The following is a 13,246-nucleotide window of genomic DNA, read 5'->3' as shown; positions in this document are numbered from 1 at the left end:
GCTTACATGCGCCTTTAAGCCGGGTTGCTATTTGAGCAGTGCGCTCATATCGTCCGTGACGCCTTTGATGGCAGCCTTGAAGTCATTGGCGGTAATCGCCTGACTGTTGTTTTCCAGGGTTTTGCCGAACACTTTGCGCACCACTTTTACAACCGTTAAACCGGAGGTGGCATCCACAAAGTAGGCCTCGACATACAGTTCGGTATTCTGATCACGATGCCCCGTGGCGGCAGAAACCCCACCCACAACGGCCGCGATCGGCACTATTTCATACCAGTGCATGCCCTCATTGGAGGCTGAAACGCCTGTGATCGCCGCCCGCATGATCAAGGTACGTGAACCGGCAGGTGCGGCTTGCAGGGTGGGTACGACTCTGTATCTTTGCGACAGGGTGTTTTTTACGCTGGTGCTGGCGTAGACCTGCAACGACTGCAGGGTTTGCATGTTGACTCGTTCAGTCGGTTTCGGCGTCGGGTACATTTCCAACTGATTGAAAACCACGGTGTCATAAGCACTCGGTTTGAAGCCGGGAGCCATCCAGCGCATGGTTTTCTGACCGCTCGGAGTCGAGACTTCCTTTAAACCGTCATAACTGGGCAAGAACCCTGAATACTGGTTTTGCTCGGTCACTTTCGAGACGCAACCCGCGAGTAGCAGGCCGCTCAACGCTACACCAATAAATAACGTGCGAGACATGTTCATTTGACGTGGTACTCCAGGGTTGCTTTTTGTTATTCACTGGTCAGGCGCTAGAAGCGCCAAGTCATATTGCCGGTCAAGGTTTGAATCCAGGCATTACTGAACTGGCCGGAAGTACGTTGGCCAGACAAGGACTTAGTTTGATCAACTGGCAAGTCGCCCATCCAGACCACATCCCAGCTGAAGTTCAGGAGGGTGCTTTTATCCAGCGCATAGCTGGCGCCAGTACCCAGGCGCCATGTGGCACCCACCGGCACAACCAGGCTTCGATTTGCGTCGGATACTGCGGAGGTGTCATATGCAACGCCCACATTCCACAGCAACTTTGGGGTTGCCTGATATTGCGCACCCAGCGCCAGTTGGTAGGTGTCTTTGAAGTTGGCATTGACAGTGGTCGACTGAGCTCCGGCGGCATTGGTGTCAACTTGCAGGGAAATTTCTCCTAAACTTGACCAGTCCTGCCAGTTGACGGTAGCCAACAACGCCCATTGCAGATCGAGCTGCTGATAAAGACTGAGCGTGGCTGTTTGCGGCACACTCATACCGATCCTGGTACTCAGACCGTCCAGATTATTTAACAATGGCCCCGAGCTTTTAACGTCCAGACGATCTTCGAAATCAAGATCGACTTCGCTCGTGTAGGCCAGACCGATCCGGGTAGCTGCCTGAGGTGAATAGATCACACCCAGGTTGGCGCCATAGCCCCAGGTGCCGTCTTCATACTTGTATTGGCCATCGCTGCGGTCGAGCAAACCGAGGGGCGCGCGATTAATCGCTGTCTGCGATTTCAGCATGCCGTACATGGATTTCAGGCCAACGCCCAGCGACCACTGATCATTAAAGCGATAAGCCACACTGGGAACCAATGACAGGCCGACAATGCTGGCGTCCTGCACGTAATAACGGCCAGTCCAGCTATTACCAAAACTTTCCGCCAGACCGAAGTCGCCATAGGAGCCAAATCCGATACTCCATTGATCATCCAGTTGATGGCTGATAAAAAAGCTGGCCCCCGGTGTCAGGCCCAAACCGTTGTCGCCATTACCCCCGCTACTGGTGGTAGACGAGTCTTGATCAAAACTCACATTGCCAAACAGCAGTTGGGCACCGGCACTTATTTGTGTGCCCTCCAGATAGCTCATACCTGCCGGGTTGCTGGCGATAGTCGACGGACCTTGAGCTCGTGCAGCAGCGCCGGCATTGACCAGTCCCGTATTATCGCTGCCGACTTCATACAACATGATCCCACCGGCGTGCGCCCACGAAGAGACACAAAGGCACAACGTGCCGCAGATCAGTTTCTTGGCCATCTGAGCGTCCCTGGATTTTTTCAATCCACTGTTATTAGTCTTATCGGAATCAGGCTAAAGATTACGAGGACCGATGAACGTGATCTCGCTGAACGTTCCGAGCACTTTGTTGACGCCCTTCAATGAGGAGTGTCGATGAACGCGGGTCGACCGGGTTGATAAATATCAAGTAACCCCTTCGTTTCCCTCAGGCTGACGCCAACGCGCTAGTTCCTCGTTGCCGTTGCCCCGAAGCGCCACTTTCAGCCGTGGGAAACCCTTGAGCGCATGGCGTCGTCTGTGTTGTAGAGTTTGCGCATTTATTTGGAATCAAACTCTTCCTGCTGAGGCGCATTGACGCTCTGGTATCAACCCGAGGTTGAAAGCGCGTGATCTCGACTAGTCATGTGGACGACCATCAAAGGGAGCCATCCAGATGAGAACACACTTCTTCACAAACACCTCCCGGGATCCAATCGATGGCAGAATCTCCCTGACTTGACTGTTTTGGAGAACACCATGCTTCGTGTGTTTGAACGAAGACTCGATCCATTCCCGCCTGACGAGTTGCCACCGCCGCCCAACGGTCTGGCCAGGTTTCTCTGGGCCTGCACTCGGGGGGCGCGCGGCTACGTCCTCGCGCTGGCGTTGCTCAGCGCCGCCGTGTCGGTTTATGAAGCGTGGCTGTTTTCCTTCCTCGGCCAGGTCGTCGATCTGCTCTCGACCTGGCAGGCGGGCGGGGAAGCGGCTGCGCAGGAGCGTCGCGTGTTGTGGGGCATGGGCATCGTCATGGTGCTCAGTATCGGGCTGGTGGCGTTGCGTACCATGGTTCAGCACCAGATTCTGGCAATTAACCTGCCGCTGCGCCTGCGCTGGGATTTTCATCGGCTGATGCTGCGGCAAAGCCTTTCGTTTTTCTCCGATGAGTTTTCCGGACGGGTCACGACCAAGGTGATGCAGACAGCGCTCGCGGTGCGCGACGTGCTGTTCACCATGATCGAGATTCTGCCGGGGATTGGCGTGTACTTCATCGCGATCATCGCCCTGGCCGGCGGTTTTGCGCTGAAGCTGATGCTGCCGTTTCTCGCGTGGGTCGTGTTGTTCGGGCTGGCCATGGGGTACTTCGTGCCGCGCCTGGGCAAGGTCGGCCAGGAGCAGGCCAATGCGCGCTCGATGATGACCGGGCGTATTGCCGACGCGTACACCAACATCACCACGGTGAAACTGTTCTCCCACTCCAACCGCGAAGCGCACTTTGCACGGGCGGCGATGGAGGATTTCAAACAGACCGGCTTTCGCCAGATGCGTCTGGTCAGCCTGTTCGAGATCGTCAATCAGGCCCTGGTGGTGGCATTGATCATGTCAGCGGGCGGCTGTGCCCTGTGGCTGTGGCACCAGGGCGATGTCGGCGCCGGCGCGGTGGCGGCGATCACCGCCATGGCGTTGCGGATCAATGGCATGTCGAACTGGATCATGTGGCAGATGACCTCGCTGTTCGAAAGCATCGGCACCGTTCAGGACGGCATGGCGACCCTGACCCAGGGCACCAAGGTGCAGGACGCGCCGGATGCCGGCGTGTTGGTGACCTCGGGCGGCGCAGTGACGTTCGACAAAGTGAAATTCAATTACGGTGGCGAGCGTCAGGTGCTCGATGGCCTGAGTCTGAGCATCCGTCCCGGGGAAAAGATCGGCCTGGTGGGCCGCTCCGGTGCCGGCAAATCGACGCTGATCAACTTGCTGCTGCGTTTCTACGATGTCGACAGTGGCGAGATTCGGATCGACGGCCAGAACATTGCGCACGTGACTCAAGACAGCCTGCGCAGTGCCATTGGCATGGTCACGCAGGACACTTCGCTGCTGCACCGCTCGATTCGCGACAACATTGCCTACGGCCGGCCCGACGCCACCGACGCGCAGATCCGCCGTGCGGCGGCCAACGCCCAGGCTGACGAATTCATCAGCCAGTTGAGTGACCGCCAAGGCCATACCGGTTACGACACTCTGGTGGGCGAGCGCGGGATCAAGCTGTCCGGCGGCCAGCGCCAACGAGTGGCGATTGCCCGGGTGATGCTGAAGAACGCGCCGATTCTGCTATTGGACGAAGCCACCAGTGCGCTGGATTCGGAGGTTGAAGTGGCGATTCAGGAAAGCCTCGACGACATGATGCAGGGCAAGACCGTGATCGCGATCGCCCATCGACTGTCGACGATTGCGGCGATGGACCGGCTGATTGTCATGGATGACGGACGCATCATCGAGCAGGGCACCCACGCCGAATTGCTGGAGAAAAACGGCGTGTATGCACGGCTGTGGGCGCATCAGAGCGGCGGCTTCCTGGGTGAGGACAAAGGCGTGATCGAGGCGGTGGATCAAGCCTGACCCACCGACGTTGCTCGCGTCGCCGGGGCAGGGTGACGCGACGTCATCAGGCCGATCAAGGAGATTGCCAGCGCCAGACCAATAGTGGTGGTGACTTCGGTGCGGTGCTGCGGAGTAATCATCATGACCGCCAGCGCCGCGCAGATGAAGCCGATCACCAGCCACGTCAGCCAGGGAAACAGCCACATGCGGAAGGTCAGCTCGACCTTGCGCTGTTGCAATATCCGCCGCATGCGCAGCTGCGACACCGCAATCGCCAGGTACACCAGCAAGGCAATCGCCCCGGAACTGGCCAATAGAAACTCGAACAGCCCGGCGGGCATGAAGTAGCTCCATACGGTGATCGATGCGCCCAGCACGGTGCTGGCGATCACGGCGGCCCGTGGCACGCCAGCCGCGGAAGTCGCCTTCAGCGCTTTTGGTGCATCGCCTCTACGACCCAGCGAGTACAACATGCGCGAGGCAATGTAGATCGAGGAGTTCATGCAACTGGCCACCGCGATCAGCACGACGACGTCGACCATGAACTTGGCATTTGGAATGTTCATGATTTCCAGGGCGCGCTGATACGAGCCCACCGAGGCCAGCAACGGATCATTCCAGGGCACCACGGAGATGACCACGAAGATCGACAGCAGGTAGAACACGCCGATGCGCCAGATCACCGAGCGGGTGGCCTTGGCAATGTTCTGCGCCGGGTTATTCGATTCGGCGGCGGCAATGGTCACCGCTTCAGTGCCGATGAAGCTGAACATGATCGTGATGAAAGCGCCGACCACCGCCGACAAACCGTTGGGCGCAAAACCGCCGTGCGTGGCCATCAGACTGCTCAGCCCGCTGACTTCACGGTCGGGCACCCAGCCCATCAACACGGCAAAACCGACACCGATGAAGCCGATGATCGCCACCACTTTGGCCATGGCGAACCAGAACTCGAACTCACCGTATTTGGACACGCTGAACAGGTTGGTCACCACCAGCGCAATGATCGATCCCAACGCGAACAGCCACGCATCGACCTGCGGAAACCATTGGTTCAACACATGCCCGGCTGCCAGCGCTTCGATAGGAATGACCAGCACCCAGAACCACCAGTACAACCAGCCGATGGTAAAACCGGCCCAGCGGCCGATGGCCTGGTCGGCATAGGTGGAGAACGAGCCGGTGTCCGGATTGGCCACCGCCATCTCGCCGAGCATGCGCATGACCAGCACGACGAGCAAACCGGAAAACAGATAGGCGAGCAGCACCGCCGGCCCCGCTGCGGCAATGGCGTGTCCTGAACCGACAAACAAACCGGCGCCGATAATCCCGGCGATGGACAGCATTGTGACGTGACGAGGCTTGAAGCCCTGCGCCAATTGGCTACTCGAATCCATGGAGTTCGGGCTGATCATCGGTATTTTTATTCTCTGCTGATCGACATTTAAGCGAATTGAACGGGCACCCGATCGAGCACCATCGTTGCCTGCTGAAACTCCCGAAAGAAGCCCGTCCAACCGCCGCAGTTCTTATCAACCCCATGATCCGAGCGGGGTCGTTTGATACGAAGACACGGCACCTTAGCCGGCCTTGTCGCTGATTCAGTAGCCTGATTGCGCCATGATCGTGTCTGATATCGACATGTGAATACCATGGGGTCGTATTGGAATTTTCTACGAATCTCTCAGCTATTCGACCGAACCGCGCATCAGCAGGGAAAAGATCGATGCGAATATGTCAACATTCAGGGCGGTAGTTCAGACAGCGCCCGCCGGCGGGCGGCTGACTATTACGATGGGGGCTTTTGGACAGGGGCTATGCAATGGATCTGAAGTTCAGTCATGTAGATGTACTGGTCAATAATCTCGAGGAAGCCTGTGCTTACTACGCACACATACTAAACGCCAGGATTTCCAAAACGCTTGTCTGGGAGCGGGGCGGTCTGCATGTCCGCTACGCGATTGCATTGATAGGTCAAGAACGTTTCATGCTGGTGCAACCGTTGGCAGGCAATCTGAAAGAGCTTTTGGATTCCTCGGGTGAAGGCATGATTTACCGCCACTGCTACTCAACGAAAGATATCGAAAAAGCCTATGACGAGCTGATGGACGCGGGTGTTCAGCCTCAAGACGAAAATGGAGCGCCATTGCCTCGCGCGAATCTGCAATCCCCGGCCGGCGCACGCATTATCTGGTTACCAAAGCGCTTCGGGCATTTCTCTATCGAAATACTCGAAGAAAAGGCGCTGGAAGCGTTTATCGAGGCTGCGTTTATCTGAAAAACAGCGGCCACTCCTGGATTAAGTGACTTGGCAATGGCAGCGAGCGGCGCAGTGCCCACGCCGGCTTTTATTCGATTGCAGCCCTTCGCTAACAGGCAACAACTGGGATAGGTCGGCCAAAAGCAGCCGTTAGGGAAAGACGGATCTACAAAGCAGGCACTGCCTGCCATCGGATCAAGTTCGCTTGAGTTGGAACGCAATCTTAATCGCGGCTTCAGCCTGGCCAGCGAGCAAAGCTATTTGCGGGGGGATGAGAACCTCGCCCCAAGACAAGTTTGTCGCGACGGACACAATCAAATGCAGCTCGTAATGGCGTCCGTTTAACTCGGTTTTGACCCAAGCAAGAGTGCTACCTAGAGTGTCAACTGTTACTGGGATAGAGATAAACCTGCTTTGGTCCGTCGGTCGCACACCGCCGCGACGACATTCAAAGTGAACAGCCATCCGTTCATAGGTCTGAGCGTCAATGCCATGCACGACGACGAAATAGTTTGAGCAATCATATTGGTCCACCGTAGTAATCATAAATTTACAGTCCATTGCAGAGACCAATCTGCGTTGATATCTAAGCAGCTAAAGTTTTCTTGGGGCCGGTTTCTGCCATTATCCATTATTGACTGACTGCCTTGGGTCCGTAATCAGTCGACCGGTTGAATCCGCAGCCGATAGCTGCCACCCACAAACAACTGTCATAGGCCAAAAGCCGCCCACCAGCAGCCAATAAATCTGCCATCCTCTCTCGCTACAAAGCGTTACTCACCAAGCCACCATTCAAGTACCGGCAGTTGCCGGGGCTCGCCACACACCGGGCGCGATGCATTGCGCACATGCCGGGCACCGAGTCGCTCGTAGAAGGCTTGGGCCGACGGATCGGACTCCACCGACAAGGTGGACACGCCCAGGCCGCGTGCCACAGCCAGTGCATGCTCCACCAGGCGTCGTCCGTGGCCTCCGTTCATGGCCGACGGGTCGACCCAGCAATGCTCGGGGGCGTGCCGAGATAAGCCAAAAATTAGGACATTCGTTCTGTAAGTAACTGTTTTTAAGGGAACTGCTCATGTGCTGCGGAAGGACGGTCGAGAATAGAGGGTGGCCACTTGGGATTCTAACCAGCCCTGCTTACAAACCTTGGCTACGGTTTGCGTCGTAATAACGAGCCAGCCGCATTCTCCTCGAAAGCTCCAGCTTCCTCGATATAGCCGTGTACGGTGCCATCGTGCCGCCAGCCACCCTGTCGTTTGATCTCAAGGAAATCCGCCCCAGCCCGATGCGCACTGGTAGCCAGTCCCCGACGCAGACTGTGGCTGCTCAGTTCGGGCACATACAACAGCCCTGCGGCTTCGGCACGTGCCGTCAGGATGGTATTCACGCTGCCCTCGTGCAGTGCCACCTCGCCGAGTACGCCCCAGCGGCTGATGCGCCGGAACAGTGGCCCTGAACGATCTGAGCCGCGTCCAACCACCGGCGTAGCGCTGTCGCGGGGCAGCAGATGCTGTCGCCGTATGGGATCGCCTTGTCGAGTCCCTCGCCCTCCTGATCGGTCTTGGAACGGGGCAGCGTGATCCGTAGACCTTCCTGCTCCCACTCGAGGTATTGCATCTCCAGCGTGACCAATTCGCTGCGCCGGAACGCACCAAAATACCCGACCTGGAGCAGTGCACTGTCCCGCAGTGTCGCCAGTCCGTCGAGCGTGTTCAGGTGCACCACGATGCGTTCGAGATCCTCTAGGACCAGGGCCTTGGCTTTTTGTCGAGGCCGCCCGTTCACCCGCTCAATACCGCGCAAGGTTTTGCCCACGGTGGCGCTGGCGGTAGGGTCAGGAAAACCCTGATAACGGTGCCATTGCGACAGCGCCGTGAGGCGCAGGGCCAGGGTGCGCGGGTTCAATACTTCCGCAAAAGACAATAGATAACGAATCAGCGCGGCTTCATCGCACGGCAGCACGCCGCCCCAGGCGAGAAAGTGGCGAATGGCCGAGCGGTAGGTGCGCCGGGTGTTGTCGGTTGTCGCGGCGGCGAGAAAACGCTGATGTTGCTCAGCCAATTGTTCGGGGGTGGTGAGCGTACCGGGGGTACGCGCAAGTACTGTCGGCTCTTCGTGCCGCCTGGTGGGGAGGTTTTCGTCATTATTGCCGGCTGTCATCACGAAGCGCCTGTTTAGGCCATGTGTACCGCAGATTATAGACACAACCCTCGATCGCGATGACTTAACTCACGATAACCGCGCTTATCGTGGGCCAAGCAGCAGTTACTCAAGGTTGAGCTATTCTGTACTTAAATTGCTGTATTACGTTTTCCATAATACGGTACGAAAAAATCCGAGGTGTTCATGGCCCGTTCCGGCGTCCTCTACCTGCATGTTGCCCAGGCGGCCACCCAACTGGTGGCTGCGGGCCACAACCCCACCATTGACAGCATCCGCGTCGCCCTGGGTGGGACGGGCAGCAAAAGCACGATTGCTCCGTTGTTAAAGCGTTGGAAAGCCGCGCATCCCGGCACGCTGGCCCAGGCCGAACTGGGATTGCCCGCGGAGCTGGTCCTGGCGCTGAAAGGACTGTACGAAAAAGTTCAGGCGGAGGCGGCCGTCCAACTCCAGCAGGCCGTAGCGGCTCACCAGGCAGAGGCCGACGCGTTGCAGGAACAGTTGCAGCAGGCATTCGTCGAGCGCGACGCGCAACTCAGCGTTCAGGAGCAGCAGGCCCAGGCACTTGCCGTAGCCACTACGCGCAGCCAGGGGCTGGCTGACACCCTGCAGCGTCAGGAGATCGCCCTGGCCAGCCTGGGCAGTGAAAAGACCGGGCTCGAACAACGTCTGGCTGACCGCGCCGCCGAGGCGGCCGCACTGACCCGGCAACTGCAACAAGCGCGGGAGCAGTTTGAGCACTACCAGGCATCGGTCGCGCAACAACGCAGCGACGAGCGCCAGGCCACTGAGCAACGCCAGCAGCGCCTGGAACACGAATTGGCAGCGCTCCGGCAGCGTCTGCTCGCGCAGCAAACCCGCCTGGGCGAACTGCAGGCGCAGGAACAACGCCTGGTGCAGGACCATGATCGTCTAGAGAGCACCCTGCTCACGACGCAAGCGACGCTCGCGCAGAGTCAGATTGCGCATGAACACGTCTTACTTCAATTCACCGACTTGCAACAGTCGCATCAGGCACTGGAGCAGCGCCATGGCCAAGGTGAGCAGCGTTTGGCTGAGACGCGGACTTACCTGGCCGTCAATGAACGGGAGCGAAGCCTGCTGGCGGAACGCTTAAGCCAAACTGAAAGCCAATTGAGCCAGTTGGCCACAGAAAAGCAGCTTCTCGTGCAAGACAACGCGGTGCTGTCAAGCCAGCTCGCAGAGTCCAGAGCGATGAAGCCGAAGACTTGTTGACCGAAAAAGGCGCCTACCTCAGGCGCCTGAAACCATCCTCCAAACCAAAGGAGCCAAACAGGAGGACAGTGGAGCAATCAACTCTTCAATACACAGCCTGGCTGGAAACCAAGGTCGTAGATGAGGAGAGTCGCCATGCGTAACGCCATTACCTACACCGTCCTTGCTACCTTCATAGCCCTTGGAACTGTTGCCACGGGATTTGCCGAACAGGCCAAAGCCCCCGCCCAAAGCAGTGCCGAGACAAATAAGGGTGAGGACATGCACATGATGGACGGCAACCATATGCCGATGATGGACATGCAGGAAATGTCCAAGATGATGAAAAACTGCAATACAATGATGGAGAACATGAACCAACACATTGGAATGGAGTCCCCGAAGGGCGATAGCAAGGCACAATAGCGATCTGGTTCACGTCGGCCGTCTCCGTCCCTCGCCGGTGTGCGCCCCGACACGGAGGCCGACCTTGCCGCTCCAGGTATCGTTCTCAAAACTGCCGAGGAGCTGCTTCCCCTCATCGACGGCCTTGTAGTAATTCAAACCACCGACCAAGGCGACATCATCTGCAAGCGGGTAGCTCCAGGTAGTGCCGGTATAGTATTGGTTTCAGGCATCCTTGAGACAACTGGTGTAAAGGCTGAAGCCAAGGTTGTCGTTGGGTGTGTAATCACCGCCGACTATCCACGGAGAGCCGACTTCGCCTGCGTAGAAGGTTGCAAAATCATCCCGCATGCTGCTGGAGCTGGGTTGGCTCATCGCGTGCAGGCGTCCGCCCTGTAGCACCAAGCCCTCGACACTGGTGTTGTATGCGGTGACGCCGCGGAAGCTTTCCGGAAGCAGTCGCGAATCGCCGTACTGCACGACAGGCGTGACAGGGAAGACATCGCCTACTTTGATTTCAGTGTCCAGGAAACGGGTCTTTACGGCGCCGCCGAGCTTGGAGTAATTGTCCTCGGCCTGGCCGAGCCCGACTCGAATCGGCCTATGACTCCGTGGGCCCATTCTTCCGAGTAGCCATTTCCTGTACTGCTGGACTGGCCTTTGCGAAAATCACGGTTGAAGTAGAAATTTCGATTGAGGATGCTCAGGCTGCTGCCTTCGATGAATCCCTCGCCTTTTTCCTCGGCGGCCATTGCAGCCTGCGCAGCGCTGATGCTCAAGACGATCTGAGAAAGTCCCAACAGGGCCTTGTTGTTCATAAACGCTCTTGATGTTTTGGCAGATTTTTCATTGTGCGGTTGTGTATATGCCGAAGCGCGCCGGGCATAGCCGGGTGCGCTTCTTACATACTTCCACATGCAAAATAACGTCAGGGTGACGTGAAAATTACTTTTCCGTCAGCAACACGTCAACAATGCTCAGTGCTGGCTCCTGCAATCCGTTCCTGATACGCGGTACTCCAGAATATGCAGGTTTCCGCTCGAATCCTCGTAGGTCATTTGCGCAGGCATCACATCGCAGTTGCCATTGGTCGACGTGACGTGAATGACCTTGGCGATGTCGAGCTTCATGCCATAGCGGTAGTGAGTGACTTCTGGCGGGTTCTTGCCTTGGGCGCTAGCGTATTCGCGCATGGATTGCTCGTTGGCCTGGATCATCTTACCGTACAGGCGATCGGAACTGCCATCGGCCCATACGGTGGATGACAGCAGAGTCGCACTCACTATCAGCAGCAGTCTTAGGTGTTTCATAACGGCGATCTCCTCTCGGGTTTTCGATCCACGATTCAACTCTACCTCCGTAGTTAAGTACGGAATCAAGGAGGGAGGAGATGAAGGTCCTGGTTTATGGCGCCGAGATAAGATGGTAGGGCTTAAGTACACTTTCGTCGGGTAACAGCAGCGCATTACTGCGCCACCGCCCCCAAAGAACCGGGCATGAGAGTCGCGCCTCATCCGGCTCAAGTCTTTCGTCAGCACCATGGTCTAGTACCGGGCAATCAATCCACGTCTATCGCAGCTCGACGTTGGGCAAAGTAAGACGACCACGCAGGATCACAGGGATTGGCCAAGTTACGTAGTGCCGTTTCTCGATCCGGCTTAGGTATGTGCGCCACGTAATCACGCTTGATCGTCTTCACGAAGCTCTCGGCCATGCCGTTGCTCTGCGGGCTGCGAACTGGGGGGTCACCGGCTGCAAGCCGATCTGTCGAGCAAACAGGCACGTCTGGTCGGCGGTGTACGCCGAGCCGTTATCGCTTAGCCATTGCACCGGCGTGGCGGGCAGTTGATCACCGAAGCGCCTCTCCACGCTTTCCAGCATCAAGTCGCGGATATCATCGCCGCTGTACCCGGTCGGGCTCGCGACCTAGCCGATGGCCTCGCGATCACAGCAGTCCAGGGCGAAGGTTACGCTCAATTTGGCTCCGTCCTCGCAGCGGAACTCAAAGCCGTCCGAGCACCAACGCGTATCGCTGGTTTGCACCGCAATACGGCCTTCGTGCCGACGCGGCACGCCGGGCTGTTTTCGTAGACAGATTCAGCAGCGGTTGCAGGTGCTCGCCGCACTGGATCACCCAGCGCGCCAGGGTTTGGCGGGGGATATCGACGCCGTGACGACCGAGGATTTTTTTGAAGCGGTGCAGCGGCAGACCATCGACGTATTTGGTGATCAACAGCATCGCCAGGACGCTAGGACTGGCCATGCTCTTTTCGATCAGTTGAGCCGGTTTGTCGGCGGTGACCGGTGCGGCTTCACAGCCGCGGCAGCCGTAGACCTTGTCCGCTGGTTCCCTTCACAACCACTGGCCAACGCAGAGCGTTTTACCCATGCAGCGAAACGATTAGCGGACAGGAAACGGTCCCGTGGCTCGCACAACAGTCGTGAACCAGTTGCACCAAAACAGACTCGATCCGTCGCAGATCCGCGAGCTTGCCACGCACATCCCCAAGCTTCTGCTCGGCGAGCACGCGCGCTTCATCACAGTGAGCGCCGTCATCGAGCCTCAACAGCCCGGCCACTTCTTCGAGGCTAAAGCCCAGCCGTTGCGCGGACTTTACGAATTTCACCCGGGCGACATCGGGGGTTGGGGAGCAATGGAACTGAAAACCAACGTAAGCCGAATTAGAGTTCGTTTTACTCGTCAGCGACTGCGAATTAACGAACTTTGATTCGTGAGAAAGGTTTATTGCACTGATTTTCGGGTGTTGGTGACCTTTCCTCGCGATAGCGGAAACGGTTTCATAAAACGGTCGTTTTTCGAAACTATCCAGACGTTGCAAGGGTTTGCGGGGCA

At 57.5% G+C, this 13,246-nt stretch carries 11 protein-coding genes and 4 pseudogenes; 4 read left to right on the top strand and 11 right to left on the bottom strand.

Annotated elements, in window-relative coordinates:
- Nucleotides 1–27 precede the first annotated feature (27 nt).
- Together KVQ82_RS15470 and KVQ82_RS15465 are read right to left on the bottom strand one after the other, a co-directional pair.
- The gene (locus tag KVQ82_RS15470; RefSeq protein WP_222014342.1) at nucleotides 28–702 is read right to left on the bottom strand and encodes a DUF3313 domain-containing protein; all 675 of its coding nucleotides are present in this window, start codon (nucleotides 700–702) and stop codon (nucleotides 28–30) included.
- A gap of 47 nt (nucleotides 703–749) precedes the next feature.
- A complete protein-coding gene (locus KVQ82_RS15465; protein ID WP_222014341.1) occupies nucleotides 750–2,009 on the bottom strand; it encodes an OmpP1/FadL family transporter in 1,260 nt (419 codons plus the stop codon).
- Between the two features lie 498 nt (nucleotides 2,010–2,507).
- On the opposite strand from KVQ82_RS15465, the gene KVQ82_RS15460 reads away from it, so the two are divergent.
- Complete coding sequence (locus tag KVQ82_RS15460; RefSeq protein WP_222014336.1) at nucleotides 2,508–4,367, top strand: ABC transporter ATP-binding protein; 1,860 nt, start codon at nucleotides 2,508–2,510, stop codon at nucleotides 4,365–4,367.
- Here the strand turns inward: KVQ82_RS15460 and gabP are convergent.
- Nucleotides 4,358–5,764 (bottom strand): GABA permease, encoded by a 1,407-nt coding sequence (gabP, locus tag KVQ82_RS15455; RefSeq protein ID WP_198758057.1) that lies wholly within the window; start codon nucleotides 5,762–5,764, stop codon nucleotides 4,358–4,360. The genes KVQ82_RS15460 and gabP overlap by 10 nt on opposite strands.
- 407 nt (nucleotides 5,765–6,171) lie before the next feature.
- Here gabP and KVQ82_RS15450 point away from each other — a divergent pair, with 407 nt between their 5' ends.
- The gene (locus KVQ82_RS15450) at nucleotides 6,172–6,627 is read left to right on the top strand and encodes a VOC family protein (protein WP_222014335.1); all 456 of its coding nucleotides are present in this window, start codon (nucleotides 6,172–6,174) and stop codon (nucleotides 6,625–6,627) included.
- 755 nt (nucleotides 6,628–7,382) lie between these two features.
- Here the strand turns inward: KVQ82_RS15450 and KVQ82_RS15445 are convergent.
- The 3 genes from KVQ82_RS15445 to KVQ82_RS15440 all read right to left on the bottom strand — a co-directional run bounded on the left by KVQ82_RS15445 (nucleotide 7,383) and on the right by KVQ82_RS15440 (nucleotide 8,772).
- On the bottom strand, nucleotides 7,383–7,589 hold the full coding sequence (locus KVQ82_RS15445; RefSeq protein ID WP_222014333.1) for a GNAT family N-acetyltransferase: 207 nt from the start codon (nucleotides 7,587–7,589) through the stop codon (nucleotides 7,383–7,385).
- A gap of 173 nt (nucleotides 7,590–7,762) precedes the next feature.
- Nucleotides 7,763–7,999 carry a hypothetical protein gene (locus KVQ82_RS31600; RefSeq protein ID WP_260687668.1) on the bottom strand — a complete coding sequence of 79 codons (237 nt, stop codon included), beginning with the start codon at nucleotides 7,997–7,999 and terminating at the stop codon, nucleotides 7,763–7,765.
- A complete protein-coding gene (locus KVQ82_RS15440; RefSeq protein WP_260687667.1) occupies nucleotides 7,996–8,772 on the bottom strand; it encodes a hypothetical protein in 777 nt (258 codons plus the stop codon). Before KVQ82_RS15440 ends, KVQ82_RS31600 begins: the two co-directional genes overlap by 4 nt.
- A gap of 186 nt (nucleotides 8,773–8,958) precedes the next feature.
- Between KVQ82_RS15440 and KVQ82_RS15435 the strand changes: the two genes are divergently transcribed.
- Nucleotides 8,959–10,008 carry a DNA-binding protein gene (locus KVQ82_RS15435; RefSeq protein WP_011154388.1) on the top strand — a complete coding sequence of 350 codons (1,050 nt, stop codon included), beginning with the start codon at nucleotides 8,959–8,961 and terminating at the stop codon, nucleotides 10,006–10,008.
- Between the two features lie 135 nt (nucleotides 10,009–10,143).
- A complete protein-coding gene (locus KVQ82_RS15430; protein ID WP_033979952.1) occupies nucleotides 10,144–10,413 on the top strand; it encodes a hypothetical protein in 270 nt (89 codons plus the stop codon).
- 36 nt (nucleotides 10,414–10,449) lie between these two features.
- On the opposite strand, the pseudogene KVQ82_RS15425 reads toward KVQ82_RS15430, so the two are convergent.
- The 5 genes and pseudogenes from KVQ82_RS15425 to KVQ82_RS15410 all read right to left on the bottom strand — a co-directional run.
- Nucleotides 10,450–11,210 (bottom strand): annotated as a pseudogene (locus tag KVQ82_RS15425) (OprD family outer membrane porin); the annotation flags it as partial.
- Nucleotides 11,211–11,369: 159 nt separating this feature from the next.
- Entirely contained in the window at nucleotides 11,370–11,702 is a 333-nt protein-coding gene (locus KVQ82_RS15420) for a DUF2790 domain-containing protein (protein ID WP_033979951.1), read from the bottom strand.
- 314 nt (nucleotides 11,703–12,016) lie between these two features.
- Nucleotides 12,017–12,462: pseudogene (locus KVQ82_RS31595) on the bottom strand (DDE-type integrase/transposase/recombinase); the annotation flags it as partial.
- Between the two features lie 22 nt (nucleotides 12,463–12,484).
- A pseudogene (locus KVQ82_RS15415) lies at nucleotides 12,485–12,730 on the bottom strand (transposase); the annotation flags it as partial.
- 43 nt (nucleotides 12,731–12,773) lie between these two features.
- Nucleotides 12,774–13,031, bottom strand: a pseudogene (locus KVQ82_RS15410) (MerR family DNA-binding protein); the annotation flags it as partial.
- Nucleotides 13,032–13,246: the final 215 nt, after the last annotated feature.

Origin of the sequence: Pseudomonas sp. AO-1 (assembly GCF_019775695.1) — a bacterium.
In the GTDB taxonomy this organism is placed as follows: Bacteria; Pseudomonadota; Gammaproteobacteria; order Pseudomonadales; family Pseudomonadaceae; genus Aquipseudomonas; species Aquipseudomonas parakoreensis.
This window is presented reverse-complemented; position numbering and strand designations above follow the sequence as displayed.